The following is a 25,279-nucleotide window of genomic DNA, read 5'->3' as shown; positions in this document are numbered from 1 at the left end:
GCGGCTCCAGAGCGCGCAGATCACCCGGGCCCGAAACCGCTGCCGGCGATCAACTCCACAGTCCGGGCCGCACCGATCGCCGGTTAGGGTGGACGACGTGCCGGTGCCGCAGACGATCCTGACGCGCAAGACCAAACACGCCGTGTTCCTGGTCATGACGATCAACGAGGGCGGCGAGGCCGCGGTGCGCGATTTTCTCGCCGTCCTCGGCTCCCGTATCAACTCGGTCTCCTCCCGTGCGCCGGAGGAGGCGCTCTCGGGAATCGTGTCGATCGGGTCCGGGGCGTGGGATCGGCTCTTCGACGGCGCGCGGCCGCGGTCGTTGCGGCCCTTCGTCGTCTACCCGGGCGAGGTACACACCGCCCCGGCCACCCCGGCCGATCTGCTGCTGCACGTCAAGAGTGACCAGACCGATCTGTGCTGGGAACTCGCCCGGCTGGCGATGGACGATCTCGGTGCTGCGGTCACCGTCGTCGACGAGGTCCACGGGTTCCGGTACTTCGATCTGCGTGACCTGATCGGCTTCGTCGACGGCAGCGAGAATCCGGACGGACAGGCCGCGATCGACGCGATCACCGTCGGCGACGAAGATCCGGCGTTCGCGGGCGGCAGCTACGTGGCGATCCAGCGTTACGTCACCGACCTCGAGTCCTGGAACGCCATCGGTGTCACCGAACAGGAAAAGGCCATCGGCCGAACCAAATTGGACAATGTGGAGATGTCCGACGACGTCAAGCCGGCCAATTCGCACATTGCCCTCAACGTCGTCGAGGACGCCGACGGCGAGGAGATCGAGGTCGTCCGCGACAACATGCCCTACGGCAATGTCTCCGGCACCGGCGAGACGGGAACCTTCTACATCGTCTACTCCTCGGGTCCCGACGTCACCGAGGAGATGCTGCGCAAGATGTTCATCGGCGACCCGCCCGGCAACTACGATCGGCTGCTCGACTTCACCACCGCGGTCACCGGTTCCCAATTCTTCACGCCCACAGTCGATTTCCTCGACGATCTGCCGCCGGCACCGGCAGCCGAGGGGGGATCGGCGGACGATTCCGGCGATGGCCCCGCCGAGCCGCCCGCACCCCCACCCACCCGGCCCGGCGACGGCTCGCTGGGCATCGGCTCACTGCACTGACCCGCTTCGCCTCTCCCCCAACCACTCCCGAACCCACCCGACCGCCGACCACCAGGAGACAGCCATGAACAACCTGCATCGCGAACTCGCCCCGATCTCCGCATCGGCGTGGGAGGCCATCGAGGAGGAGGCGACGCGCTCGCTCCGTCGCAACATCGCCGGGCGCCGCCTCGTCGACGTCAAGGGGCCGCTCGGGCTCGAGACGTCGGCGGTCACCCGCGGACACCGGTCCACGATCGACTCCCCCGCCGACGGCATCCTCGCGTTCAAGCGGCACGTGCAGCCGCTGATCGAGCTGAAGGTTCCCTTCACCGTCACCCGGACGGCCATCGACGACGTCGACCGCGGGGCACTCGACTCCGATTGGGATCCGGTGGTGGAGGCGGCACGGCAGCTCGCTCTCGCCGAGGACCGCGCCGTCTTCGAGGGCTACCCGGCCGCCGGGATCAGCGGGATCCGCGCCGAGGCCACGGCCACCCCCATCGGGCTGCCCGATGATGTGCGTGACTATCCGCAGGCGTTCAGCCAGGCGTTGTCGACGCTGAAGCTGGCCTCGATCGACGGGCCGTATTCGATTGCGGTGTCCGCCGACGTCTACACGCTGATCAACGAGACGTCCGACCACGGCTACCCCGTTCGCGAGCACATCCAACGGCTGATCGACGGCGAGATCGTCTGGGCACCGGCGATCACCGGCGCATTCGTGCTGTCCACCCGGGGCGGGGACTTCGAGTTGACGATCGGGCAGGACGTGTCGATCGGCTACGACTCACACGACGCCGACGTGGTGAACCTGTACTTCCAGGAGTCCTTCACCTACCTCACCTACACCGGCGAGGCAGCGGTCGCGCTCGCCGGAGCCTGAGCCACCTCGACCGGGTCTCTGGGACAGGAACTTCTGGAGATCACGACATTTCAGACACCGGCGCCACCCGGCCCACCAATCCCGGCATAACCATTCGCCGGGACGAATTCTCATTGCTACCGTCGTCGAGGTGATCGCCCCATGCTGACCCGTTTGATCCGCACGTATCTGTCCCGATATCCGGGGAACATCACCGCGGTGATCCTGCTGCAACTCGTCGCCACCGCGGCGATGCTGTATCTGCCGACCCTCAACGCCGACATCATCGACAACGGGGTGGCCCGCGGCGACTCCGCCTACATCCTGCGCATCGGCGGCTGGATGCTCGCGGTGACCGTCGTGCAGATCGTGTGCACCCTGATCGCCCAGTATTTCGGCTCGCGTGCCGCGCTCGGCGCCGGTCGCGACATCCGCCACGACCTGCTGCATCGGGTCAACACGTTCTCCGCGCGCGAGGTCGGCAGCTTCGGCGCGCCGTCGCTGATCACCCGCAACACCAACGACGTCCAGCAGGTGCAACTGCTCGCCGTGATGAGCACCTCCATCCTGGTGATGGCGCCGATCATGTGTATCGGCGGCATCGTGATGGGCATCCGCGTGGCGCCCGGCCTGTCCTGGCTCCTCGTCGTCGCCGTCCCCATCCTCGGTATCACCATGGCCGCCATCATCGCGCGCATGATCCCGGGATTCCGGGCGATGCAGGATCGGCTCGACGCGGTCAACCGCGTCATGCGCGAGCAGATCACCGGCATCCGCGTGGTCCGCGCGTTCGTGCGGGAACGCCATGAGATGGCACGCTTTTCGGTCGCCAACGACCAGTTGAGCGATGCGTCCATGCGGGTCGGCCGCATGATGGCGCTGATGTTCCCGGCGGTCACCATGATCACCAACGTCACGATCGTCGCGATCATCTGGTTCGGCGGGCATGCCGTCTCCGACGGCAGCGTCGAGATCGGTGCGCTGACCGCGCTGATGACCTACGTCATGCAGATCATGATGTCGGTGATGATGGCCTCCTTCCTGGCCATGATGGCCCCCCGCGCCGCGGTCTGCGCCGAACGGATCGGTGGGGTCCTCGACACCGAGACGTCGGTGCGGCCGCCGCAGCAGCCGGCGCCCTTCGCCGGCGATCCCGCGACGGTGGAGTTCGACGCAGTGCAGTTCCGCTACCCCGGCGCCGACGAGAACGTCCTCTCCGACATCGGCTTTCGCGTGCGCCCGGGTACCACCACCGCCATCGTCGGCTCGACCGGTTCGGGCAAGACCACCCTGATCGGTCTGGTGCCCAGGCTCATCGATGTCACCGCCGGTGCGGTCCGCGTCGGCGGCACCGATGTGCGGGAGCTCGATCCCGACGAGTTGCGGTCGGTGATCGGGCTCGTCCCGCAACGGCCATATCTGTTCTCCGGCACCGTGGCCACCAATATCCGTCATGGCAAACCCGACGCCAGCGACGAGGAGATCTGGGCGGCATTGCGAGTCGCGCAGGCCGCAGACTTCGTCGCCGCGATGCCAGAGCAGCTCGACACCCCGATCGCGCAGGGCGGCACCACCGTCTCGGGCGGGCAGCGGCAACGACTGGCCATCGCCCGTGCCTTGATCCGGCGACCGTCGGTGTATCTGTTCGACGATTCGTTTTCGGCCCTCGACCTCACCACCGACGCGAAACTCCGTGCGGCACTGCGTCCGGCCACCGCCGACGCCGCGGTGTTGATCGTCGCGCAACGGATCTCGACGATCGTCGACGCCGACCAGATCATCGTGCTCGATCGCGGACACGTCGTCGGACGCGGCACCCATGACGAATTGCTCACCTCCAGCGAGACCTACGCCGAGATCGCGCGCTCGCAACTGTCGATCGGAGAACACGCATGACCCGCCCCGGACCGGGCCGTGGCCCCATGGCGGGCGCCGGACCCGTGCTGGAGAAGCCGAAGTCGTTCGGGCCGTCGATGAAGCGGATGGTGCGCCTGCTGATGTCGCACCGCTGGCAGATGGTGATCGTGCTGACGGCGATCGTCGGGTCGGTGATCCTGCTCGCCGCGGCACCACGCATCCTCGGACACGCCACCGACCTCATCTTCGACGGCGCCATCGGCAAGATGCTGCCCGCCGGGATCAGCAAGGCGCAGGCCGTCGACGGTCTGCGCGAGCGGGGTCAGGGCACCTTCGCCGACATGGTGTCGTCGATGGATCTGACCCCCGGGGTGGGGATCGACTTCACCACCGTCGCCTGGACGCTGCTGATCGTCGTGATCTGCTACGTCGCGTCATCGTTGTTGACCTGGATGGCTTTTCGGCTGCTCAATGTGATCGTGGTCGACACCGTTCGCGGTCTGCGCACCGAGATCGAGCAGAAGGTGCACCGGTTGCCGTTGCGCTACTACGACTCCACGCCGCGTGGCGACCTCCTGAGCCGCGTGACCAACGATCTCGACAATCTGTCGCAGGGTCTGCAACAGACCATCTCGCAGTTCGTCAATTCGGTGCTGACCGTGATCGCCCTGCTGGTGGTGATGCTCTGGATCTCGCCGCTGCTGGCGCTGATCGCGGTGGTGACCGTCCCGCTGGCGGTGGCCGCGACCGCACTCATCGCCCGCCGCTCCAAACCGCACTTCATCGCCCAGTGGTCATCGACCGGAAAACTCAACGCCCAGATCGAGGAGGCGTTCACCGGGCATGAGCTGGTGAAGGTGTTCGGCCGGCAGGACGAGATCGAGCGGACCTTCGACGAACGCAATGAGCAGCTCTACCAATCGAGTTGGCGGGCACAGTTCATCTCGGGCATGGTCATGCCGACCATCATGTTCCTGGGCAACCTCAACTACGTCGCGGTCGCCGTCGTCGGTGGTCTACGGGTCGCCTCGGGATCACTGAGCCTCGGTGAGGTACAGGCATTCATCCAGTACTCCCGCCAGTTCACCCAGCCGCTCACCCAGATCGGGTCGATGATCAATCTGATGCAGAGCAGCGTGGCCTCGGCCGAGCGCATTTTCGAGATCCTCGACGCCGACGAGCAGACGCCCGATCCGGCGCAGCCGCAGAGCCCCGCAGAAGACAAGGGCCGCATCGAATTCGAGGACGTGTCCTTCCGCTACGTCCCCGACAAGCCGCTGATCGAGGATCTGTCGCTGGTGGCCCGGCCCGGGCACATGGTCGCGATCGTCGGACCGACCGGCGCGGGCAAGACCACCCTGGTGAACCTGATCATGCGGTTCTACGACGTCGACGCCGGACGCATCGTCCTCGACGGTGTCCATACGCGCGCCATGACGCGTGACGACCTGCGCGAACGAACCGGCATGGTGCTGCAGGACTCGTGGTTGTTCGGCGGCACGATCTACGACAACATCGCCTACGGTGACCCGGGCGCGCCGCCTGAAGACGTGATGGCCGCGGCGATGGCCAGCCACGTCGACCACTTCGTCCGGACGCTGCCCGACGGCTACGACACCGTCCTCGACGACGAGGGCGGCGGGGTGAGTGCCGGTGAGCGACAACTCATCACGATCGCCCGGGCCTTCCTGGCACGGCCCACCATCCTGATCCTCGACGAGGCCACGAGTTCGGTGGACACCCGCACCGAGCTGCTGATCCAGCAGGCGATGGCCAATCTGCGCGCCGACCGCACGAGTTTCGTGATCGCGCACCGTCTTTCGACGATCCGAGACGCCGACACCATCGTCGTGATGGAGGACGGACACATCGTCGAGCAGGGCAATCACGACGAGCTCCTCGCCGCCCAGGGTGCGTACTGCCGGCTGTATCAAAGCCAGTTCGCCGGGGCCCTGGAAACCGAATAGACCGCAACCGAATAGACCGCAACCGAATAGACCGCCGACCGAGTAGACCGCCGACCGGGTGACCGGGACGGGCTCAGGCTCCCCGGCCGCGTTCGAGCTCGCCGGCGATGCCCCGTTCGAGCGCCGCGGCGGCCGGCGACGGGACGTCGATCAGGCCGTCGAGCTCGCTGCGCGCCTTGCGGTATGCGGCCTGCCGTTCGGCCGGGGTGGCTGCGGCGTCCACCGCGATCGAGATGAGTTTGCGCGCCCGATCGAGCGATTCGCGTTCTATGGGTGAAAAGTCGGATTGCTTGCGGCGCCGGGCTTCACGCTCGGCGGCATCGAAGGATGCGGCATACACCTGTACCGCGTCGCGGTAGTCGCCGAAGGTCTCCGGGTCGAGCGTCTCGCCGGGTTCGGGTGCCAGATCGTCGGCACGCACCTTCGCCTGGTGGAACGCCAGCGTCAGCGGTTCGCGCATGTCGATCAGCATCGGGAACTCGATCAGCGTCGCGAGGTCGAGCTCGTAGGCGAACCACTTCTCGTTGATCTCGTCGTGGCGTTTGCGGACCTTGTTCACCTGCGCCGCGTCGGCCTGGGTGATGCGCAGCTGCTCGCTCTTGGCGGTCGCCTTGATCCGGGCGAGCTCGATCTTGTCCCGGCGGCGCTTCTCGTTGTACCGCGCGATGTGATTTGCCCAGCCTCCTACGACGCCGCCGACCGGGAAGATCAGCCACCAGTAGCTCTGCGCATAGTGGAGGAATTGGTCCACGTGACAACCCTACCGGCCCCGGCCCCGGCGGCGCCGATGTCCGGTCCTTCGTTCAGCGAAACCTCAGTAGCCGGCCTCGGCCGACACCGTCGAGATCAGCTCGTCCCCGGCGACGAAGCGCCGGATGTTCTCGGCCACCCAGGGCGCGAACTCGCGCGTCAGACCCGACGCGGGATTGGCGACGTGTGGGGTGATGATGCAATTGGGCAGCGACCACAGCGGATCCTCCGGCGCAGGCGGCTCGGGATCGGTGACATCGAGTGCGGCACCGGCGATCTCGTTACCGCGCAATGCCCAATAGAGGGCCTGCTGGTCGACCAGCGGACCGCGCGCGACGTTGACGACCCAGCAGTGCGCGGGCAGCGCCGCGAGGCTGGCCGAGTTGATGAGGTGATGGGTCTGCGGCGTCGACGGCGCCGCCAGCACGACGTGGTCGGTCGAGGTCCACACCTCGTCCATCCGCGTGGCCGGCAGCGTCCGGTCGGCGCCCTCGACACTGCGCCCGGAACGGTTGACGGCAAGCACCTCGGCGCCGCACGCCTTGAGTCGTCCGGTCAGCGCCGCGCCGATCCCGCCGGCGCCGACGATGGCCACCGTCGCGCCACGCAGGGTACGGACCGCGGTGTCGATGGGCTCCTTGTCCCAGTGGTCGCGGACGGCGGTGTGGATCTGGCGCAGCCCGGTCAGCAGCAGGGCCAGGGCATGTTCGGCGACGTTCTCGGCGTAGAAGCCCGACGCGTTGGTCCAGATCCGCTTGTCGTCGAGCACCCCGGCCGCGAGGAAGCCCTCGATACCCGCGGACTTCAGCGCCACCCACCGCACCGCGTCGGGCAGGGCGGGGAAGCTGCCGGGATCGCCCAGCCACACCAGCGCCTGCGCGTCGTCGAGCCCGACGACGCGCGCCCCGGTGCCCTCGACCGCGGCCACCACGTGGGCGTCGCGCACCGGCTCGACCGCCACCCGCAACTGCTCGCCGCTCGATCCCGTCATGAACGCGCCGGCGCGATCTCGCGGGCCGCCGACGTTGCCAGCCGGTCGGCGATCTCGTTGTAGTGGTCGCCGTTGTGGCCCTTGACCCAGCGCCATTCCACGCGGTGCCGCTTCTCCTCCTCGATGAGGCGTTTCCACAGTTCGGCGTTCTTCACCGGCTTCTTGTCGGAGGTCTTCCAGCCGTTGCGCTGCCAGCCGGCCACCCATTTCATGATCCCGTTGCGCACGTAACTGGAGTCGGTATAGAGGATCACCGTCGACGGCCGGGTCAGCGCGGCCAGCCCTTCGATCGCCGCGAGCAGTTCCATCTTGTTGTTGGTGGTGTCGGGATCCGAGCCGGAGAGCTCCTTCTCGGTGCCCTTGAATCGCAACACCGCCCCCCAGCCGCCCGGTCCCGGATTTCCCAGGCAGGCGCCGTCGGTGGAAATCTCGACGACGTCGTCGGGAAGGGGGCTCGCGGTCGGATCATTCGCCATTCGTCCAAGATTACGAGACACGCGGCGGCTGGTCGAAACGTCTAGGGTGAATGCATGCCCGTCTGGGATCCGACACGCTATCTCCAGTTCGCCGACGCCCGCACACGCCCGTTCCTCGACCTCATCGCGCAGGTCCCGATCGAACCGGTCACCATCATCGATCTCGGCTGCGGACCCGGGCACCTCACCCGCCACCTGCGGGCCCGCTGGCCGGACGCCCAGATCCTCGGCATCGACTCGTCGGCAGAGATGATCGACGAGGCGCTGCGCGGCAACTCCGACCCGGACGCGAACTACGACATCCACGACGTGACCACCTGGGCGCCCTACGAGCCGGTCGATCTCATCGTCTCCAACTCGATGTTCCAGTGGGTTCCCGACCAGTTCACGGTCATCGGTGCCCTGCTCGACCACCTGACGCCGGGCGGCGCGTTTGCGGTGCAGGTTCCCAACAACGCCAGCTCGACCACCCACACGCTGCTCGACGAGATCGCCCGCACCGAGCCGTACGCGCAGTATCTGCACGAGGTACGACGTCTGCCCACCACCGCCCCCCTGGAGTATCTGGAGTTCTTCGCCGAGCGCGGCTACTCGGTCAACGCCTGGGAGACCACGTACCTGCACGTCCTCGACGGCGAGGACCCGGTGTTCGACTGGATCTCGGGTACCGGTGCGCGCCCGTACCTGCAGGCGTTGCCCGACGATCTGCTCGAGCAGTTCACCGAGGACTACAAGGCGCAGTTGCGTGAGCGGTACCCGACACATCCGTGGGGCACGCCGCTGCCGTTCCGCCGTACCTTCGCCGTCGCGGGGCCGGCGGCGCATCAGTATTGATCGGCGGGACTGCCGCCCGGCCGCACGCCGGTGTAGACGCCCTCGGGCCGGAAGCGCAGCCGTGGCGCCTGGTACTCCTCGAGGGCGTGCGCGGTCCATCCGGCGATGCGGGCGAGCGCGAAGACGGTTTCGGCGGCATCGGGACGCATCCGGTACCGTAACGCCACGGCAGCCAGCGCCAGGTCGGAATTGATGAACGACGACGGGCCGATCGCATCGTCGATCGCGGTGAGGGCGGGCACCACCCGACGGTCCCCGCCACCGCTGCGCCGCAACATCTCCAGCAGTGCCGTCGCCCGCGGATCTCCCGTCCGATAGACGACGTGTCCGGTTCCGGGAACAGGCGTGTCGGCGTAGAGGGCAGCGGCCACGGCGGCGGTCGGGTCGTCGAGCGCGTCGGCGAGGAATCGGTAGGCCAAAGTGGTTGCGCCGCCGTGCATCGGCCCGTCGAAGGCGCCGAGGCCGGCACCGATGACCGCGTAGACGCTACCCCGCGCGCTCGCCGCGACGCGGGCCGCAACGGCGCCGGCGGACATGTCGTGATCGGCCAGCAGCACCAGGGCCGCGTTGAGGAGGGCGGCCGTCCGGGCGGTGGCGGGCTCGTCGGTCAGCCGCGGCCACAGACGTTGCGCGAATGAGCCTTCCGCCGGTCCGGGGGTCAGCGCGTCGACGGCGGTGACGAGCACCCGGGACGCCTTCACGGTCACCGCGGCCGGCTCGATGTGATGCCGCAACGGGTCTCGCGCACCCAACAGATCCACGGTGAGCCGGATCAGGTCCACGCCACGCGAATTCGGCCCGGCCACGCGCCGCACTGCGGCGCCGACCCCGCGCGACGGGGCGGCGGATACCCAGGGTTGCTCCCAGAGCAACTGCGCCACTTGCTCATACGTCGATGCGCGAGCGAGCTCCACGACATCACGGCCGCGATAGTAGAGCCGATCGTCGTGCAGAAGGGTGAGCTGGGTGCGGATGCGTTCGGCGACCCCGGCCGGTGGACGGTGCCGGGCACGATCGCCGAGCGCGTCGATCTCGTCGATCGGGAACATGCTGCCGTCGTATCCGTCGATCCGGGTACTGTGCAGCCGCCCGCGGCTCACGTAGGCATACACCGTGGAGATCTTGACCCCCAACACCTTTGCGACCTGTTCGGTCGTCAGGTAGTCACGGCCGTCATGACGGATCGGCTTCGGAAAACGGCGGGTGTGTGTGCGGTCCACACATTGATTGAATCAACATTGACCGCCGCGCTCAACGTCGCCATCGTGAACCGTGGGAACCGCAGACGAGGGCACGCCCTCGACGACCACGAGGAGTCACGATGACCGGACCACTTGTCGCACCACCGGGATTGCACGACGTCATCGTCGCCGACACCGAGATCGGGGACGTGCGCGGATCGGAGGGCTTCTACCACTACCGCCAGTACTCGGCGATCGAGCTGGCGCGCACCCGCTCCTTCGAGGAGGTGTGGTTCCTGTTCGTGCACGGGCATCTGCCCACCGCCGCCGAACTCACCGGATTCGTCGACGTGGTGCACGAGCTGTCGGTGCTGCCGCCCGAGGTCGGCGGAATCCTCACCGCGGCAGCACTACTCGGTGGCGAGCGGGACTCGCTGGCCGGGCTGCGGACGGTGTTGTCGGCGGCAGGCAGCGCCACCGGCACGCAACCGTTATGGGACAGCGACGACGAGCAACGTCGCGTCGACGCCATCCGGGTCGCCGCACTCACCCCGACGATCCTCGGTGCGCTCGCCCGGATTCGCGCCGGTGAGGAGCCCCTGGCGCCGCGCCGCGATCTGTCGGCGGCCGCCAACTGGCTGTATCTGATCTCCGGGCGCGAGGCCACACCGCAACATGTACGGGCGATCGAGCATTACCTCATCGCCACGATCGATCACGGATTCAACGCATCCACCTTCACCGCCCGGGTCATCGCGTCCACCGGTGCGGACGTGTTCGCGGCGGTGTGCGGTGCCATCGGGTCGTTCTCCGGGCCGCTGCACGGCGGGGCACCCGACCGTGCGCTCGACGCACTCGACGAGATCGCGGCGTTCGGCGATCCGACCGAGTGGGCACGCCGGCAGGTCGAGCAGCGGCAACGCATCATGGGATTCGGGCACGCGGTGTATCGCACCGCCGACCCGCGCGCGCTGATGCTGCGCGAGATCGCCCGCGAACTCGGCGGTCCCCTTGTCGAGCAGGCCGTCGCCGCTGAGGCCGCGATCACCGACGTGCTCGCGCAGGCCTATCCCGAACAGCCCCGCTACGCAAACGTCGAGTTCTATGCCGGGGTGGTGATGGAATGCTGCGGGGTGCCGCGCTCGATGTTCACCCCGACCTTCGCGGTCAGCCGGGTGGTCGGATGGAGCGCCAACATCCTCGAACAGGCCCGCAGCCGCAAGATCATCCGGCCCGCCGCCCGTTACGTCGGGCCGGCCCCAACCGTGACCGGGGAAGGCGTGCCAGACTGAGGAAATGGCACGTCAGGTCTATCTGATCCGCGCGATCAACGTCGGGGGCGCGAAGTTGCCGATGGCGCAATTGCGTTCGCTGGCCACCGAACTCGGCGCCACCGAGGTGAAGACGCACATCGCGTCGGGCAACCTTGTCTGCACCCCGCCGGGGAGCCCCGACGACTTCGCCCGGACGCTCGAGACGCGGATCGAGGATCGCTTCGGCTTCTTTCGCGAAGTGATCGCCCGGTCGGCGGCGCAACTAGGGGATGCGGTGGCCGCGTACCCGTTCGACGCCGGCGAGGAGAAGTTCGCACACCTCTACTTCCTGACCGGCGTCCCTGACGCGGAGCTGGTGAAGTCGTTTCTGGACAATGACTTCGAACCCGACGAACTGGCAGTGATCGGGGCAGACCTGCACATCCGCTATCGGGCCGGAGTGGCGGCCACCAAGTTGTCGGTACCCAAGATCGCCCGCGGTCTCGGCGTCACCGGCACCGGCCGCAACCTGCGCACCGTCCGCACCTTGATCGAGCTCGCGCAGAGTTGAGCGTGGCGGGCCGGGCGCTACACGCGCATCAATGCCGCGGTCACCGCTCCGATGTCTTCGCGCTGCTGCGCGAACGGCGCTTCCCACAACTTGCGAGGCAGTTCCTCGAGCTTTTCCACCGCACCCTCGAGCTGTTCGAGTCGTTCGGTCTTTTCGTCACCGCTCAATTCCGTCGCGGCGATGAGTTGATCGTCGACGGCGAACACCGCGTCGTCGAGGCGGTCCCGCTCGGCGAGGGTCTGCTCGTCGTGCGGGATCGCCGGATTCTGGTGCACGTCGGCGATCGCATAGCGAACACGTCGGTGCAGCAACGCTTCCGGTGAGGTGGCGGTCGTCCAGTCGTCGGGGGCCCGGCTCGGCTTGCCGGGGATCAGGTCGGTCGAGCGCGCGAACGCCCGGACCCGCTTGTCGGAATCCCAGGCGAACCAGATGGCCCCGATCAGGATGAACAGTGCGACGAAGACGATGACGCCGATGACAACGATCGCGATGGCCGACATAATGCGACCTTAGCCCAATGCGGTTTGTGCTCAGCCGGGCTCGTGTGCGGCCCGCACCGCTGCCGCATTGACCCGCGTGAGCACCGAGTGCAGTTCTTCGAGGTCGGCGCGGTCGACGCCGAGCGCGTCGACGACGGCGGTCGGAATCGACAGCGCCTGCTCGCGCAGCGCCCGCCCGGCGGCTGTGAGATCGACGTCGACGTTACGGACATCGTCGTCGCGGCGACGGCGTTCGATGAGCCCGGTGGCCTCGAGTCGCTTGAGCAGCGGTGAGAGCGTCGCCGAATCGAGTTGGAGCGCCGCGCCGATCTCCTTGACCGCCTGCGGCGAGGTCTCCCACAGCGCCAGCATCACCAGGTACTGCGGATGCGTGAGTCCCAGCGGATCGAGGACCCGACGGTAGATCCGCAGGACCGATCGGTTGGCGACCGCCAGCGCGAAGCACACCTGCCGTTCCAGCAGGAGCGGATTATCGTCGGCGCCCCCCGGTCCGGCGATCGGCGTTGTCGGCTCCGACATGGCCCTCCTCTTCGGAACGTATGCGTTGTTCACATGGTAGGGCGGGCGGCACCGGGCGCGTCTCCCGACGGTTTGCCCGCCACCAGATCTTCGATGGTCAGACCCCATTTACCGAAGCGGGTATCGAAGTCGGCGGCCCGCTTCGCGCTGCACGCCGCCTTGGCCGGGGAATAGCGGTGGGCGGCCCACCGCGAGTGCGGCCGGGCCAGCCGGATCGCACCGACCCAGCCCACCGGGACGATGAACGCGCCGACCGCGGCCGTCGAGTATTTGCCCTTGGCGACGCACATCAGCACGCACGCGATGTGGATCGGCAGGATGACGAGGATTCCGAGGTTGCCGTCGAGGTGGGCGGTCGAGTCGTCGTCGAACGGGTCGATTCCCAGTGCGAGCAACCCGAGCGCCGCGGTCGTCAGCGAGACCACCTGCACCGAGAGCTGGCCCTCGGTGGTCCAGTAGACGTCGCCGAGATGCAGGATCAGGGCGAACTCGTCGAGCACCAGGCTCGCACCGACACCGATGAGGACCGCCGCGATCAGCGCACCCGGGCGATGGCCGGCGACGGCGACCGAGGTGACCGCACCGACGAGCAACAGGATGAGCCCCGGAACCGCGTGATGGATGTGCACCCCGCCGCGCACGTTGTTGCGAAACGGCCCGCGGCCCGCCCGGATCAGGCGCGTGATGGTCCGGGTGATGACGAAGGTCAGCAGAAACGCGATGAACAGCAACGACACCGGCAATCGACCCGAGTGCCAGAAGTGCTCGAGCGCGCTCACGGTGCGCTCAGGCGCCGCCGCTGATCCCGGTGCGGCGCTGTTCGATGAGCAGGCACCGGTCCTCGACGTAGAGCAGTCCGGCCGATTCGGCGATCTCACGAGCCTCCGGTGAGGCGATACCGAGTTGCAGCCACAGAGCGGTGGCCCCGACGGCGACGGCCTGCCGGGCGATCTCCGGAGTCTGCGCGGACGGCCGGAACACATCGACGAGGCCGACCTGCTCGGGAACATCGGCCAACGTTGGATACACGCGTTCGCCGACGATCTCGGTGGCGGTCGGGTTGACCGGGATGATCCGCCAGCCCTTGGACTGCATGACTGCGGGAACCTCGCCCGCGGCCTTCGCCGGATTCGCACTGGCCCCCACCACCGTGATGGTGTCGTAGGTGCGCAGGATCTGTTCCACCACATCGTCGGTGCTCATGGCGTCGAGTCTAGAGCGCGCGGGCGCCGGTCCTGCGGGCGTGAGGTGGTGCGGTCCGAGTCGACTACGATCCCGTCACGACCCACAGGCTTCGACCCATGGGCATCAAGGAGAGCCCAGTCGACGTGACCAGGCTTCTCCCGCCCGGTAACGGCGGGCCCGCCCCACATCAGCAGCCCTACGGGCAACAGCCGTACCCGTATCCGCCACAGCCGCCGCAGAAAAAAGCGGACGGTCTGGCCATGGGTCCTCGGGAGCGTCGTCCTCACGATCGTCCTCCTCATCGGCGGCGGCTTCCCTGTCGTCAGCCTCGCCGAGCATGAGGCCGTCAAGGAATTCCAGCGGAGGGTAGAAGTCACGTATCGGGTGACTGCCTCCGGGGTCTCGGACGTGGACGCCTCCTGGTACGTCAATGGCATCGAGGACGAGAAGGCGACCAATATTTCGGTGCCCTGGGAGAAGGTGACCGTGACCGGCCCGGATTCGTCAAGGAACGCGCAACGCCATTCAGCCCCGCAACCGAATATAACTTGCAGCTATAGTGACGGTCGCGACGATTATCGTCTCGGCCGTCGCTATAGCCGCATTCTGTATTCGCGTCAGTAGCATTTCGTCCTCGACACGCACCACACATCCGCAGGCGATCCACCGGTGACAAGCCCTGGCCCGTTATGCCACCACCACCGCTGTTGGCCAGCCCCGCAAACTCCCTCGGCAGTCGGTGTACACGCGCACGGCCGCGCAGGCAGACTCTTCCCGGATTCGTCAAGGAACGCGCAACACCATTCGGCCCCGTCACCGAATATAACTTGCGGCTATGGCGACGGTCGCGACGATTATCGTCTCGGCCGTCGCTATAGCCGCATTCTGTATTCGCAGCGGTCCGATATCAGTGCTCGCGGTGGCCAGAGGACTCAGACCTGCGACGCACAACCGTGGTGATCGAGGTGGTCAACAGCAAGGCGCCGGCGGCGATCCACAGCACCGCGTCGGGGAGTCGGGTGTAGACGTATGCGCCGATGACCGCGCCCATCGCCAGCGCGATCCACATCGCCAGATACCGAAGCCATGCGGTGCGTGAGCCGCCGAAGAAGCCGTCCACCAGGCGCTGACCGGCTTTGACGAGGGTGCCGGTCATGTAGGTGATGCCGATCGACACCTCGCCGCCGCGCTGGAAGGTCGCATTGAGCAGGCCCATCGCAACCGCGATCACGACGATCGCGGGCACGCCGACACCGAGCGATCGTGCCGTCGCTGCGCCACCGATGATGACGGTCGTCGCCCACAACACCATGCTCCGCCCGTCGCGGGACCGCGACAGCAACGACCCCGCCACGACACCGACGAAGAACAACCCGATCAGTCCCGCGGCGCGGCCGGCCGACACCCACCGGCCGTTCACCGCCTCGACCGCAGCCCGCGTCGTGTTCCCGCTCATGAACGAGACGAAGTAGCCGCCGAGATGGAGAAAGCCGACCGCATCGAGATACCCCGCGATGGCGGCCAGCACCGTCGCGAGCAGCAACTCCCGTCTACGTACACTCTGCACCCGCTGATCCTGGCACATCGAGCAGGTGGGGCCGGTACGCACGTAGGGCGATCCATCCCGCGACCAGACCTAATCGGTTGTCCCCCAAGCAGTTCGCACCTGGCTGTCAATGGGCAACACGTGCCGGGCACGCTCACGTCGATCCGCTCGCTGCTGCGAATTATCAGCCCGCGAAGGAATCCAACGACAGCCGGACGACCGCGAACGCGCCGACAGCGAGTAGCGCGCACGTCATCCCGATCCCGAAGGATCTGGTGCGGGCCGGTTGCACCAGCGAGATCGTGGCCAAGACGTACACAATCCACAAAGGTGGGTAGAACAATCCGAAGACCAGAAGCAGTGCTCCCCAAACGGCACCGAGAATCGACCACACCTCGTTCTTCATAGGCCGACCAGCAACAGCAGGGCCGCACACACCATCCCGGCGGCCATTCCGCCTGCCATCGGCGAGAATCGGGTCCACGTCCCGATCCGTGGAAACAGGAAGATCCGCGTCGTCAGCACCACGACGCCTGCGCCGATCAAGACACCTGCGAGCAGACCCACCGATACCATGTCTTGCGCAACAAGAAATCTCGAGACCCCATTGGCGAGACCACCCACGATGCTCGCGGACGCGCCGGCAACCAGCGCGCACAATGATCCCGACGACCTCGCCATCGAACCGCTACTCAACTCGGCGCTCGCTCGATCCGAGGCACGGCCGATCCCGAACCGAAAGCGGGTCCGTCATCAAGCCCCCCACTGGCTTCACCCAATCGACGTACATGACATCCGCGAGGACCAGGGGCGGCTCCCGGATCCCCGGAAACGACCTCGGCCCTCCTGGCGGAAGCGGAGGGATTTGAACCCCCGGTGGTTTTACCCACGCTCGCTTTCAAGGCGAGTGCATTCGGCCGCTCTGCCACGCTTCCCTGCCGAAAAGGGTACGTGAGGAGGCCACGACGCCGAACGCGGGGCGAATGAGAGAACGCCACCGGTGCACCGACCGCGTCTACCAGGACGGACCGCGTGCGGACGCCATGGTGTGCCACGATCGGGGTATGCGTGCCGTCACCGTTTCTTCGTCCGGCGATCTGTCCGTTTCCACCATCGACGATCCGGTCGCCGGTGCCGACGAGGTGATCGTCGACGTCGTCTCGGCCGGGGTCAACCGTGCCGACCTGCTGCAACGACGCGGGCACTATCCGCCGCCGCCCGGTGCCCCCGACACGCTCGGTCTGGAGGTGTCGGGCCATATCAGCGAGGTGGGCCCGGACGTGTCCGGCTGGTCGGTCGGCGACGAGGTGTGTGCCCTGCTGGCCGGCGGCGGATACGCCGAGCGGGTCGTGGTGCCGGCAGCGCAGGTGTTGCCGGTACCGGCCGGGGTTCCGGTGGCCGACGCGGCCGCGTTGCCGGAGGTGGCGTGCACCGTCGTGTCCAACGTCGTCGAGGCCGGTGGGCTGCGCGCCGGGGAGTTGCTGCTGATACACGGCGGCTCGAGTGGCATCGGCACGCACGCCACGCAGCTCGCGCACGCACTCGACGCCCGGGTCGCCGTCACCGCGCGCACCCAGGAGAAGCTGGATCGCTGCGCCGGATTCGGCGCCGACATCCTGATCAACTACGCCACCGAGGATTTCGCCCAGGTGATCTCCGAACACGGTGGCGCGGACGTCATTCTCGACATCATCGGCGCAAAGTACTTGTCGCGCAACGTTTCTTCACTCAATACCGGTGGCCGGCTCGTCATCATCGGGATGCAGGGCGGAGCCACCGCCGAGCTTTCCATCGCGACGCTGATGGGCAAACGCGCCTCGGTGATCGGCACGACGCTACGGTCGCGCCCGGTCGACGGCGACGGCGGCAAGAGGCAGATCGTCGCCCACACACAGGCGGTGACGTGGCCGCTGATCGCCGCAGGCAAGGTGGTGCCGGTCATCGACAGCGTCTACGACCTCGACGACGCGGCCGCGGCACACGAGCGTCTCGACAGTGGCGAGGCGATCGGCAAGGTCCTGCTGCGCGTCTCGGCCGCCCGACCAGCAACCGGCTAGCGCGGGGGCGGACAATCGTCGGCCGAGCAGCCGTCCCGGATCTTGCCGAAGATGCGTCCGAGATTCTCGTACTCCTCCGGCGTGAGCATCTCGACGACGTGGGCGCGGATCACCGCGTCGCGCACGTCGAGCTGGGCCCGGAGCTCGGCACGCCCGCGGTCGGTGATGCGGACCAGGCGGTGACGTGCGTCCGACCGGGAGGGCACCCGCTCGAGGAGTCCGTCGTCGATGAGTCTCCGGACCACGCGCGAGACCCTGCTGACACCGGCGTGCATCGCTGCCGCGAGCTCGCTGATCCCCGCGGACTCGCGCGCGACGATGATCTCGAGCAGCCGCATGTCGGTCACGGTCACGCCCGCAGCACTGAATCCGGCGTTGACCTCGGCCATCAGCGCCCAGCCGCCGTCGACGACCGCGCGCCACACGTCCATCTCGTCGCCGGACAGTGAGACAGACCCCATGGACACCGACCCCTTGCTCTTCACTTTCCACAAGATAGTGCGCCAGAGCGTTTCTTACGAACTCATTGGGTCATCTGACCGACAATTCGGTCGATCAGGCCAGCGAGCCGAGGGTCCGGACGAGGTGATCGACTTCGTACGGAGTCGAGTACGGGCCGAGCCCGACGGTGACCGCTCCCCCGAAATCGCCGGCCCCCATGCGCGCCAGCGCGCGGCTCGGCAGATCGGCGAGCGCACAGATCCCGTTGTCGGCCAGCCGTCGCACCACGGTGTCGGCGCCGACACCCTCCACGGTGAAGCTGACCAGGGGCACCCGGTTGTCGCTCTTGCCGATCACCGACACGTGATTGAGCTGGTCGAGCGTGTTGACGAGGTAGAAGCCGAGGCGCTGCAGATATTCGTTGACCCCATCCAGCGAGGTCGTGAGGCGGCGACGCCGCTTACCGAGCGCGTCCTCGTCGAGCCCGGCGAGATGTTCCACCGACGCCACCAGGCCGGCCAGCAGCGCACCCTGATGCTCGTCGATCTCCAGACGTCCGGGACCGACCGCGAGCGGGTCGGCGGACATCGTGTTCAGGCGGTCGATCGCGCGGGGCTCGGCGAACACCATCGCCGCCATGCGCGGGCCGCCCCAGCGCTCGGCCGACACCACGACGACGTCGGCACCGAGTTCGCCGATGTCGAGCGGCAGGTATGGGGCCGCGCTGGACGCGTCGACGACGACCATCGCGCCGACCTCGCGGGCACGGGCGGCGATCTCGGAGACGTCGGTGATGGTGCCCAGCGTCGACGACGCGAGCGGTACCGTCACGACCGCGGTGCGCCGGTCGATGAGGTCGTCGTATTGCCATGGCGGCAACTCGCCCGATTCGACGTCGATCTCGGCCCACCGCAAGCTGCCGCCGACCCGGTCGACGACGCGCAGCCACGGCAGGATGTTGGGTTCGTCGTCCTGGCGGCTGACCACCACGTTGCCGGTGAGCCACGTGTTGGGATTGATCGCCTCGGCCAGGGTCCACAACAGCACCGAACGTGACGGTCCGAGCACCACCCCGTCCGCCGACGCCGACAGCAAGTCGGCGACGGCACGCCGCGCCCCGTCCAGTGCCTCGGCGGTCTCGCGGGCAGCGGGATAGCGTCCACGCGGGGAGGCGCCGAGCCGGCGGAATCCCCTCGACACCGCACTGGCCACCGAGTCGGGTATGACCGACCCGGCCTGCGGGTCGAAGCGGATCCAGCCGTCGCCGAGCGAGGGAAAAAGTCCACGCGCATGGGCGACGTCGAAGGCCATGGCCCCACGATAGACGCGCCGTGTACAGGCCCTGGCGGGTATCCGGTGCCCAATTGGGCGCATCGGCCACAGACGCATTGGGCACAATGGAGCGCATGGTCATCGACAGCAATGCGAGTCCGTTCGGAACACCTGATCGAGACGGAAGCCCGGACGACGACAACGATCAGGTCGTCGTGGTGGGCGCCGGGTCGCCGCTGGGCACCCAGGCCTCGGCCGAGGAGTCCGCCGACGGCACCAGCGTCGCCGACATGGTGGAACAGCCGGCCAAGGTGATGCGGATCGGCACCATGATCAAACAGCTGCTCGAGGAGGTCCGTGCCGCTCCGCTCGACGACGCGAGCCGCAACCGGCTGCGCGCGATCCACGAGTCGTCGATCCACGAGCTCGAAGAGGGCCTCGCACCGGAGTTGCGTGAGGAACTCGAACGCCTGGCACTTCCGTTCACCGACGACTCCACCCCGTCCGACGCCGAACTGCGCATCGCGCAGGCGCAACTCGTCGGCTGGCTCGAGGGTCTCTTCCACGGCATCCAGACGGCGTTGTTCGCCCAGCAGATGGCCGCGCGGGCGCAACTGGAGCAGATGCGCCAAGGTGCGTTGCCGCCGGGCATGACTCCGTCGTCAGGGCACGGCAGCACCGGGCAGTACCTCTGATCACGACATCTGGGCTGATCACCCACGCTGCGCGGAGAGCGTCCGCACGGCGCTTGTATGCTGTGGCCTCGTGTCAGCGGAAGTAAGCGAGGGTCGGATCCCGCCGCCGCCATCGGGCGCCGGTTCGCGGTCCATGGCGCGCGCGTTCGGCGACCTGTCCGATGGTCTGCGCGCCCGGGAACTGTGGCTGCATCTGGGCTGGCAGGACATCAAACAACGCTACCGCCGTTCTCTTCTCGGCCCGCTGTGGATCACGATCGCCACCGGCGTCACAGCGGTGGCCATGGGGCTGCTCTACGGCCAGCTGTTCCACATGGACATCAAGTCGTTCCTGCCGTATGTGACGCTCGGGTTCATCTTCTGGAACTTCATCCAGAGTTCGATCCTCGAGGGCGCCGAGGTGTTCTCGAAGAACGAGGGCCTGATCAAGCAGTTGCCGTCCCCGGTGAGCGTGCATGTGTACCGCATGGTGTGGCGTCAGCTGATCATCTTCGCCCACAACATCGTGATCTACATCGTGATCCTGATCGTGTTCCCACAGCCGATCAACTGGACGGTGATCCTGGTGATCCCGGCGATCGTGCTGTTCGTGCTCAACGGCGTGTGGGCCTCGATCGTGTTCGGAATTCTCTCGACCCGCTTCCGCGACATCGGTCAGCTGCTGACCACGGCTGTGCAATTGGTGTTCTTCATGACGCCGATCATCTGGACGACCGAGAGTCTGGGACGCCAGAGCGGCGAGAAGTCGGCGCGGCTGCGGCTCGTCGAGCTGAACCCGATGTACCACTACCTCGACATCGCACGCGGCCCGTTGCTGGGTGAGTCGGTGGCCTTCTATCACTGGCTGATCGTCATCGGCTGCACCGTGGTCGGCTGGCTGATGGCACTGGCCGTGATGCGCAATTACCGGGCCCGCGTGGCCTATTGGGTGTGACCGCCGCGCCATGGGCGACCGGCGGAGATAAGGCGACGACAACGATGGCCACGAGCAAGAGCAACGTCCGGGTCGACACCTGGGACGCCTGCGTCGACTTTCCGATCTTCGACGCCAAGACACGGTCGTTGAAGAAGTCGGTGATGGGCGCGGCCGGTGGCGTGATCGGCGCGAATGCGTCGAACGTCATCGTCGTCGAGGCGCTCAAGAACGTCAATCTGCATCTGCAGCACGGTGATCGCGTCGGACTTGTCGGCCACAACGGTGCCGGCAAGTCGACGCTGCTGCGGCTGCTGTCGGGGATCTACGAGCCGACGCGCGGCCATTGCCAGGTGGTCGGCCGGGTCGCGCCGGTCTTCGACCTCGGCATCGGTATGGACCCGGAGATCTCCGGCTACGAGAACATCATCATCCGCGGCATGTTCATGGGTATGAGCCGTAAGGAGATGCTCAAGAAGACCGATGAGATCGCGGAGTTCTCCGAGCTCGGCGACTACCTGAACATGCCGTTGCGCACCTACTCCACCGGCATGCGCGTGCGGCTGGCGCTCGGCGTGGTGACCAGCATCGATCCCGAGATCCTGATCCTCGACGAGGGCATCGGCAACGTCGACGCGGACTTCATGAAGAAGGCCCGCACCCGGCTCGAGGCGTTGGTGGCGCGGTCGGGCATCCTCGTCTTCGCCAGCCACTCCAACGAATTCCTGGCGCAATTGTGTGACCGGGCACTGTGGATCGATCACGGTGAGATCCGGATGGACGGCGGCATCGAGGATGTGGTCGAGGCCTATGAGGGGCCGCAGGCCGCCGCCCAGGTGCGCGAGGTGATCTCGGGTATGAAGCGCGAGGACGCCGAGGGCGAATGAGCATGCAGGGCAAGGTGATCGCGGTGGTCGTGACCCACCGGCGAGCCGAGTTGCTGAGCGCGTCGCTGACGGTGCTGGCCGGCCAGACCCGGCCCGTCGACCACATCGTCGTCGTCGACAACGCCGACGAAGCGCAGGTCGCCGAACTCGTTGCGGCCCAACCGGTGCCGACGACCTATCTCGGTTCGCAGCGCAACCTCGGCGGGGCCGGCGGCTTCGCCCTGGGTATGCTGCATGCGCTGGCGCTCGGTGCCGACTGGGTGTGGTGTGCCGACGACGACGGCCGGCCCGAGGGCCCCGAGGTGCTCGAGACCCTCCTCGGGTGCGCGCGACGCCACGACCTGGCCGAGGTGTCGCCCGTCGTGGTGAACATCGACGATCCCGACACCCTTGCCTTTCCGCTGCGGCGTGGAATCGCCTGGCGGCGTAGGCGATCCGAACTGTTCGAGGACGGCGAGGACAGTGGCGAAGACCTTCTCCCCGGCATCGCCTCGCTGTTCAACGGGGCGCTGTTCCGGGCCGAGACCTTGGAGATGATCGGCGTCCCCGACCTCCGCCTGTTCTTCCGCGGCGACGAGGTGGAAACCCATCGGCGCCTGCAACGTTCCGGGCTGGCCTTCGGAACCTGTTTGACCACAGCGTATCTGCACCCCTACGGCTCCGACGAGTTCCGGCCGATCCTCGGGGGCCGGATGCACACGCAGTATCCGGACAACCCGACCAAGCGGTTCTTCACCTACCGCAACCGCGGCTACCTCATGGCCCAGCCCGGTATGCGCAAACTGCTCCCCCAGGAGTACGCGCGCTTCGGCTGGTACTTCCTCGTGCAGCAGCGCGACGTCACCGGATTCGCCGAATGGCTGCGCCTGCAGCGCCTCGGCCGCCGCGAGCACTTCGTCCGGCCGGAATAGTAGACCGCGGCACCCATCAGCCTTGCGGGCTCCCGCGATCTTGCCTTCAGAGTTGCGTCGCGCTCTACCGTGAGTGAGCAGGACACATTAGCCAGTACGCCAGCTTGAATGAACCCGAGTAGGCGACGTCGCTAGTGCGGCGCGCCTGAAGTTTCTGGACGGTGTTGTTTGATTCATTGGTGTATGCGAGCTGCACCGTTGATCATCTCCGACAGTGACCGCGCCGAGTTGGAACGATGGGTTCGTTCGTCGACCACCAAGGCGGGCCTGGTGCTGCGCGCGCGGATCGTGTTACTGGCCGCCGATGGTGTGGCCCACACCGAGATTGCGCGGCGGTTTTCGATCTCACGGCAGACCGTGGTCAACTGGCGATCACGCTACGAGACCGGCGGTGTGAACGGTTTGCACGACGAGGACCGGTCAGGCCGTCCACGGGTGTTGGACCGTGACAAGGTGATTGCCACGACGTTGACGCCTCCACCGAAGAAATACGGTGTCACACATTGGAGTTCGCGCTTGCTGGCGAATCACTTGGGTATCGGCTACGGCACGGTGGCCAGAGTATGGCGCGAACACGGCGTGCAGCCGTGGCGGTCCGAGACGTTCAAATTCTCCACCGACCCCGAGTTGGTCGGCAAGGTCACCGACATCGTCGGTTTGTATCTCGACCCGCCGGAGAACGCGATCGTGTTGTGTGTGGACGAGAAGTCGCAGATCCAGGCACTCGACCGCACGGCACCGACGCTGCCGATGCAGATCGGAATTCCCGAGCGCCAGACGCACGACTACGTCCGCAACGGCACCACCACACTGTTTGCTGCCCTGGATATCGCGACCGGGAAGGTGACCGGGATCTGTCGGCCTCGGCACCGGCACCAGGAGTTTCTGGTGTTCCTCAAACATGTTGCCCGCGCCTACCCGGACCAAGAACTGCACCTGGTGATGGACAACTACGCCACCCATAAGAAGCAGGAGGTCCGCGATTGGCTTGCCGCGAATCCTCGTGTACACGTGCACTTCACACCCACGTCGGCGTCGTGGATGAACCTAGTCGAAGTATGGTTCGGCATCATCGAACGCCAAGCCATCCATCGTGGCACGTTCCGCAACGTCCGCGAACTCACCGCCAAGATACGCGACTTCATCAACGGCTGGAATCCACGCGCTCAACCATTCGTCTGGACGAAAACCGCCGAACAAATCCTCGCGAAAGCCTACCGTCCAACAACTTCAAACACGCCGCACTAGTCAGTCGACCACATCTTCCGCGCCTCGAACTCGGCCGCCCATTCCCGCGCTATCTCCGGCAGCGCAGTCACCACTTCTCGGCCGAAGAGTATTTCGTCAACGTGGCCCATATGAAGAATGTCAATCATGCGGCAGAGATACGACCGTCCTTTACCCCACCACGTTTCATATGAATCGACCATTACCAGGTGATTAATCTTAATCTTGGTGACGCGTTCCAATTCCTCCCGTTCGTAGCCATCAAGACTTGTTATGTAGACCGCATCAGATATCTTACTTCCGAATGTAGTGGTGTAGTAGTACTCCTTAATTTCCCAAATGGAAATCGGATTTCTCGTTGAAGGAAATGCTCCGTCTTGCCTTCGAGAGAAGGTCTGATACAGAGTATCCTCGTGGTCGAACCGAGTAATGCTTCGCGGGTCATAGTCGCAAGGCAATCCTTGCAATGCGTCGGCGACAACCAGATTAATTATGCCCGTCAGGTACGATTCAAATCTCTTTACGCCCTTCTGCTTATTCATCGGGACACGGACCGTCTGACCAGCAACCTTATAGTCAACCGCACACTCCTCCCTTTTTGAGTTGAGGACAGGAATGCCGGTTGGCACTGCATTCAATTCACGCTGGACCTCCAGAAAAGTTGTGCGAGCCTCCTCCGCAGTCATCAAGTCACGACGAATATGCTCATTGATTAATTCCGCACGCAGACTTAGATAAGAACTCAATTCGATGGCGAGGTGACTTGGGTTTTCTAGGCTGCCGAGCGCATCAGTGGGCTGATCCATCTTGGAAAGCGCAAAGAACAGATCCTCTATCAATGGATTCCGAACAGATGCCGGTACGGTCACAACTCCCTTCGACTTTCTTTCACGGATCGAGTATCCAAGTGCTTCACTGACCGATCTCACATATGCCCAAAATTGGACCGGTTTGTTTGTGAACCGCGGGTCCGCTTTCATTCTGACTCCTCAAAGCGTCTTATCAGTGCCTGAAGTGGCAGCCCGAGCGCTGACGAGATCGCACAAAGCTCGACGAGGTCGAGCCGTCGCGTGCCCGACTCGTACTTGCTAACGAACGACTGGGGCTCGTCTAGTCGGTCTGCGAGTTGGTGTTGACTGAGCCCAGCCTCAGACCGCGCTTCACGCAGGACAGCAAGCAGCCTCGCGTGTGCCTGCGTTGTGATGGACTTGTCCACAGGGTGAGTGGACCAGCAGCGTGGGATTATCCGAAATTGGGATCGCGT

The 25,279-nt window shown here is 66.2% G+C and carries 28 protein-coding genes and 1 tRNA gene; 13 read left to right on the top strand and 16 right to left on the bottom strand.

All coding sequences use genetic code 11. The features are described from left to right. Positions 1-97: 97 nt before the first annotated feature. The 4 genes from ACPXB3_RS09235 to ACPXB3_RS09220 all read left to right on the top strand — a co-directional run bounded on the left by ACPXB3_RS09235 (position 98) and on the right by ACPXB3_RS09220 (position 5,806). Positions 98-1,138 carry a Dyp-type peroxidase gene (locus ACPXB3_RS09235; protein ID WP_425727428.1) on the top strand — a complete coding sequence of 347 codons (1,041 nt, stop codon included), beginning with the start codon at positions 98-100 and terminating at the stop codon, positions 1,136-1,138. A gap of 64 nt (positions 1,139-1,202) precedes the next feature. Then, positions 1,203-2,003, top strand: coding sequence for a family 1 encapsulin nanocompartment shell protein (locus ACPXB3_RS09230; RefSeq protein ID WP_425704136.1), 801 nt, complete (start codon positions 1,203-1,205; stop codon positions 2,001-2,003). A gap of 141 nt (positions 2,004-2,144) precedes the next feature. Then, the gene (locus tag ACPXB3_RS09225) at positions 2,145-3,878 is read left to right on the top strand and encodes an ABC transporter ATP-binding protein (protein ID WP_425704135.1); all 1,734 of its coding nucleotides are present in this window, start codon (positions 2,145-2,147) and stop codon (positions 3,876-3,878) included. Further along, positions 3,875-5,806, top strand: coding sequence for an ABC transporter ATP-binding protein (locus ACPXB3_RS09220; RefSeq protein WP_425727427.1), 1,932 nt, complete (start codon positions 3,875-3,877; stop codon positions 5,804-5,806). Before ACPXB3_RS09225 ends, ACPXB3_RS09220 begins: the two co-directional genes overlap by 4 nt. A gap of 73 nt (positions 5,807-5,879) precedes the next feature. Here the strand turns inward: ACPXB3_RS09220 and ACPXB3_RS09215 are convergent, their stop codons facing one another. The 3 genes from ACPXB3_RS09215 to rnhA all read right to left on the bottom strand — a co-directional run bounded on the left by ACPXB3_RS09215 (position 5,880) and on the right by rnhA (position 8,023). Further along, positions 5,880-6,557: a hypothetical protein gene (locus tag ACPXB3_RS09215; RefSeq protein ID WP_425704133.1), complete on the bottom strand. Its 678-nt coding sequence runs from the start codon at positions 6,555-6,557 to the stop codon at positions 5,880-5,882. Positions 6,558-6,620: 63 nt separating this feature from the next. Further along, the gene (locus ACPXB3_RS09210) at positions 6,621-7,547 is read right to left on the bottom strand and encodes a D-isomer specific 2-hydroxyacid dehydrogenase family protein (RefSeq protein ID WP_425727426.1); all 927 of its coding nucleotides are present in this window, start codon (positions 7,545-7,547) and stop codon (positions 6,621-6,623) included. Further along, positions 7,544-8,023 carry a ribonuclease HI gene (gene rnhA, locus ACPXB3_RS09205; RefSeq protein ID WP_425704131.1) on the bottom strand — a complete coding sequence of 160 codons (480 nt, stop codon included), beginning with the start codon at positions 8,021-8,023 and terminating at the stop codon, positions 7,544-7,546. Before rnhA ends, ACPXB3_RS09210 begins: the two co-directional genes overlap by 4 nt. Positions 8,024-8,077: 54 nt before the next feature. Between rnhA and ACPXB3_RS09200 the strand changes: the two genes are divergently transcribed. Further along, a complete protein-coding gene (locus tag ACPXB3_RS09200) occupies positions 8,078-8,857 on the top strand; it encodes a methyltransferase domain-containing protein (protein WP_425704130.1) in 780 nt (259 codons plus the stop codon). Here the strand turns inward: ACPXB3_RS09200 and ACPXB3_RS09195 are convergent. Further along, positions 8,848-10,077: a citrate synthase gene (locus tag ACPXB3_RS09195; protein ID WP_425704129.1), complete on the bottom strand. Its 1,230-nt coding sequence runs from the start codon at positions 10,075-10,077 to the stop codon at positions 8,848-8,850. The two genes, ACPXB3_RS09200 and ACPXB3_RS09195, sit on opposite strands and share 10 nt — an antisense overlap. A 101-nt stretch (positions 10,078-10,178) precedes the next feature. Here ACPXB3_RS09195 and ACPXB3_RS09190 point away from each other — a divergent pair, with 101 nt between their 5' ends. Together ACPXB3_RS09190 and ACPXB3_RS09185 are read left to right on the top strand one after the other, a co-directional pair. Beyond that, positions 10,179-11,330, top strand: a complete 1,152-nt coding sequence (locus ACPXB3_RS09190) for a citrate/2-methylcitrate synthase (protein WP_425704128.1) — start codon at positions 10,179-10,181, stop codon at positions 11,328-11,330. A 4-nt stretch (positions 11,331-11,334) separates the two neighbouring features. Beyond that, the gene (locus tag ACPXB3_RS09185; protein WP_425727425.1) at positions 11,335-11,862 is read left to right on the top strand and encodes a DUF1697 domain-containing protein; all 528 of its coding nucleotides are present in this window, start codon (positions 11,335-11,337) and stop codon (positions 11,860-11,862) included. A gap of 17 nt (positions 11,863-11,879) precedes the next feature. Here the strand turns inward: ACPXB3_RS09185 and ACPXB3_RS09180 are convergent, their stop codons facing one another. The 8 genes from ACPXB3_RS09180 to ACPXB3_RS09145 form a co-directional block, all read right to left on the bottom strand. Then, positions 11,880-12,362 carry a hypothetical protein gene (locus ACPXB3_RS09180; RefSeq protein ID WP_425727424.1) on the bottom strand — a complete coding sequence of 161 codons (483 nt, stop codon included), beginning with the start codon at positions 12,360-12,362 and terminating at the stop codon, positions 11,880-11,882. Positions 12,363-12,392: 30 nt separating this feature from the next. Next, a complete protein-coding gene (locus ACPXB3_RS09175) occupies positions 12,393-12,881 on the bottom strand; it encodes a MarR family winged helix-turn-helix transcriptional regulator (RefSeq protein ID WP_425727423.1) in 489 nt (162 codons plus the stop codon). Between the two features lie 29 nt (positions 12,882-12,910). Then, positions 12,911-13,660, bottom strand: a complete 750-nt coding sequence (locus ACPXB3_RS09170; protein WP_425727422.1) for a hypothetical protein — start codon at positions 13,658-13,660, stop codon at positions 12,911-12,913. Between the two features lie 7 nt (positions 13,661-13,667). Beyond that, the gene (locus ACPXB3_RS09165; RefSeq protein ID WP_425727421.1) at positions 13,668-14,084 is read right to left on the bottom strand and encodes a CoA-binding protein; all 417 of its coding nucleotides are present in this window, start codon (positions 14,082-14,084) and stop codon (positions 13,668-13,670) included. Positions 14,085-14,973: 889 nt separating this feature from the next. Beyond that, the gene (locus ACPXB3_RS09160; RefSeq protein ID WP_425727494.1) at positions 14,974-15,609 is read right to left on the bottom strand and encodes a YoaK family protein; all 636 of its coding nucleotides are present in this window, start codon (positions 15,607-15,609) and stop codon (positions 14,974-14,976) included. 187 nt (positions 15,610-15,796) lie between these two features. Continuing rightward, positions 15,797-16,018 (bottom strand): hypothetical protein, encoded by a 222-nt coding sequence (locus ACPXB3_RS09155; protein WP_425704121.1) that lies wholly within the window; start codon positions 16,016-16,018, stop codon positions 15,797-15,799. After that, a complete protein-coding gene (locus ACPXB3_RS09150; RefSeq protein ID WP_425704120.1) occupies positions 16,015-16,293 on the bottom strand; it encodes a hypothetical protein in 279 nt (92 codons plus the stop codon). Before ACPXB3_RS09150 ends, ACPXB3_RS09155 begins: the two co-directional genes overlap by 4 nt. 166 nt (positions 16,294-16,459) lie before the next feature. Beyond that, a tRNA-Ser gene (locus ACPXB3_RS09145) sits at positions 16,460-16,547 on the bottom strand. A 129-nt stretch (positions 16,548-16,676) separates the two neighbouring features. On the opposite strand from ACPXB3_RS09145, the gene ACPXB3_RS09140 reads away from it, so the two are divergent. Then, positions 16,677-17,669: an NAD(P)H-quinone oxidoreductase gene (locus ACPXB3_RS09140; RefSeq protein WP_425727420.1), complete on the top strand. Its 993-nt coding sequence runs from the start codon at positions 16,677-16,679 to the stop codon at positions 17,667-17,669. On the opposite strand, the gene ACPXB3_RS09135 is transcribed toward ACPXB3_RS09140, so the two are convergent. Next, positions 17,666-18,154, bottom strand: coding sequence for a MarR family winged helix-turn-helix transcriptional regulator (locus tag ACPXB3_RS09135; RefSeq protein WP_425704118.1), 489 nt, complete (start codon positions 18,152-18,154; stop codon positions 17,666-17,668). The two genes, ACPXB3_RS09140 and ACPXB3_RS09135, sit on opposite strands and share 4 nt — an antisense overlap. A 70-nt stretch (positions 18,155-18,224) precedes the next feature. Next, entirely contained in the window at positions 18,225-19,421 is a 1,197-nt protein-coding gene (locus ACPXB3_RS09130; RefSeq protein WP_425704117.1) for an aminotransferase class V-fold PLP-dependent enzyme, read from the bottom strand. A 95-nt stretch (positions 19,422-19,516) separates the two neighbouring features. Between ACPXB3_RS09130 and ACPXB3_RS09125 the strand changes: the two genes are divergently transcribed. From ACPXB3_RS09125 to ACPXB3_RS09105, 5 genes are all read left to right on the top strand, one after another. Then, positions 19,517-20,077 carry a bacterial proteasome activator family protein gene (locus tag ACPXB3_RS09125; RefSeq protein ID WP_425704116.1) on the top strand — a complete coding sequence of 187 codons (561 nt, stop codon included), beginning with the start codon at positions 19,517-19,519 and terminating at the stop codon, positions 20,075-20,077. Positions 20,078-20,147: 70 nt separating this feature from the next. After that, the gene (locus tag ACPXB3_RS09120; protein ID WP_425704115.1) at positions 20,148-21,011 is read left to right on the top strand and encodes an ABC transporter permease; all 864 of its coding nucleotides are present in this window, start codon (positions 20,148-20,150) and stop codon (positions 21,009-21,011) included. Between the two features lie 44 nt (positions 21,012-21,055). Further along, positions 21,056-21,877: an ABC transporter ATP-binding protein gene (locus ACPXB3_RS09115; protein WP_425704114.1), complete on the top strand. Its 822-nt coding sequence runs from the start codon at positions 21,056-21,058 to the stop codon at positions 21,875-21,877. Further along, on the top strand, positions 21,874-22,788 hold the full coding sequence (locus ACPXB3_RS09110) for a glycosyltransferase (protein WP_425704113.1): 915 nt from the start codon (positions 21,874-21,876) through the stop codon (positions 22,786-22,788). The genes ACPXB3_RS09115 and ACPXB3_RS09110 overlap by 4 nt, the downstream gene beginning before the upstream one ends. Before the next feature lie 183 nt (positions 22,789-22,971). Continuing rightward, on the top strand, positions 22,972-24,036 hold the full coding sequence (locus ACPXB3_RS09105) for an IS630 family transposase (protein ID WP_425727419.1): 1,065 nt from the start codon (positions 22,972-22,974) through the stop codon (positions 24,034-24,036). On the opposite strand, the gene ACPXB3_RS09100 is transcribed toward ACPXB3_RS09105, so the two are convergent. Together ACPXB3_RS09100 and ACPXB3_RS09095 are read right to left on the bottom strand one after the other, a co-directional pair. Continuing rightward, complete coding sequence (locus ACPXB3_RS09100) at positions 24,033-24,995, bottom strand: DUF7687 domain-containing protein (protein ID WP_425727418.1); 963 nt, start codon at positions 24,993-24,995, stop codon at positions 24,033-24,035. The genes ACPXB3_RS09105 and ACPXB3_RS09100 overlap by 4 nt on opposite strands. After that, a complete protein-coding gene (locus tag ACPXB3_RS09095) occupies positions 24,992-25,231 on the bottom strand; it encodes a helix-turn-helix domain-containing protein (RefSeq protein WP_425727417.1) in 240 nt (79 codons plus the stop codon). The genes ACPXB3_RS09100 and ACPXB3_RS09095 overlap by 4 nt, the downstream gene beginning before the upstream one ends. Positions 25,232-25,279 lie beyond the last annotated feature (48 nt).

Source organism: Gordonia sp. DT219, assembly GCF_049847065.1.
Classification (GTDB): Bacteria; Actinomycetota; Actinomycetes; order Mycobacteriales; family Mycobacteriaceae; genus Gordonia.
This window is presented reverse-complemented; position numbering and strand designations above follow the sequence as displayed.

Excerpts from the sequence above, each read along its gene's own strand:
- ACPXB3_RS09230 (WP_425704136.1), top strand. The coding sequence starts at position 1,203 with ATGAACAACCTGCATCGCGAACTCGCCCCGATCTCCGCATCGGCGTGG.
- ACPXB3_RS09225 (WP_425704135.1), top strand. The coding sequence starts at position 2,145 with ATGCTGACCCGTTTGATCCGCACGTATCTGTCCCGATATCCGGGGAAC.
- ACPXB3_RS09220 (WP_425727427.1), top strand. The coding sequence starts at position 3,875 with ATGACCCGCCCCGGACCGGGCCGTGGCCCCATGGCGGGCGCCGGACCC.
- ACPXB3_RS09210 (WP_425727426.1), bottom strand. The coding sequence starts at position 7,547 with ATGACGGGATCGAGCGGCGAGCAGTTGCGGGTGGCGGTCGAGCCGGTG.
- rnhA (WP_425704131.1), bottom strand. The coding sequence starts at position 8,023 with ATGGCGAATGATCCGACCGCGAGCCCCCTTCCCGACGACGTCGTCGAG.
- ACPXB3_RS09200 (WP_425704130.1), top strand. The coding sequence starts at position 8,078 with ATGCCCGTCTGGGATCCGACACGCTATCTCCAGTTCGCCGACGCCCGC.
- ACPXB3_RS09190 (WP_425704128.1), top strand. The coding sequence starts at position 10,179 with ATGACCGGACCACTTGTCGCACCACCGGGATTGCACGACGTCATCGTC.
- ACPXB3_RS09185 (WP_425727425.1), top strand. The coding sequence starts at position 11,335 with ATGGCACGTCAGGTCTATCTGATCCGCGCGATCAACGTCGGGGGCGCG.
- ACPXB3_RS09180 (WP_425727424.1), bottom strand. The coding sequence starts at position 12,362 with ATGTCGGCCATCGCGATCGTTGTCATCGGCGTCATCGTCTTCGTCGCA.
- ACPXB3_RS09175 (WP_425727423.1), bottom strand. The coding sequence starts at position 12,881 with ATGTCGGAGCCGACAACGCCGATCGCCGGACCGGGGGGCGCCGACGAT.
- ACPXB3_RS09165 (WP_425727421.1), bottom strand. The coding sequence starts at position 14,084 with ATGAGCACCGACGATGTGGTGGAACAGATCCTGCGCACCTACGACACC.
- ACPXB3_RS09155 (WP_425704121.1), bottom strand. The coding sequence starts at position 16,018 with ATGAAGAACGAGGTGTGGTCGATTCTCGGTGCCGTTTGGGGAGCACTG.
- ACPXB3_RS09150 (WP_425704120.1), bottom strand. The coding sequence starts at position 16,293 with ATGGCGAGGTCGTCGGGATCATTGTGCGCGCTGGTTGCCGGCGCGTCC.
- ACPXB3_RS09140 (WP_425727420.1), top strand. The coding sequence starts at position 16,677 with ATGCGTGCCGTCACCGTTTCTTCGTCCGGCGATCTGTCCGTTTCCACC.
- ACPXB3_RS09130 (WP_425704117.1), bottom strand. The coding sequence starts at position 19,421 with ATGGCCTTCGACGTCGCCCATGCGCGTGGACTTTTTCCCTCGCTCGGC.
- ACPXB3_RS09125 (WP_425704116.1), top strand. The coding sequence starts at position 19,517 with ATGGTCATCGACAGCAATGCGAGTCCGTTCGGAACACCTGATCGAGAC.
- ACPXB3_RS09115 (WP_425704114.1), top strand. The coding sequence starts at position 21,056 with ATGGCCACGAGCAAGAGCAACGTCCGGGTCGACACCTGGGACGCCTGC.
- ACPXB3_RS09110 (WP_425704113.1), top strand. The coding sequence starts at position 21,874 with ATGAGCATGCAGGGCAAGGTGATCGCGGTGGTCGTGACCCACCGGCGA.
- ACPXB3_RS09105 (WP_425727419.1), top strand. The coding sequence starts at position 22,972 with ATGCGAGCTGCACCGTTGATCATCTCCGACAGTGACCGCGCCGAGTTG.
- ACPXB3_RS09100 (WP_425727418.1), bottom strand. The coding sequence starts at position 24,995 with ATGAAAGCGGACCCGCGGTTCACAAACAAACCGGTCCAATTTTGGGCA.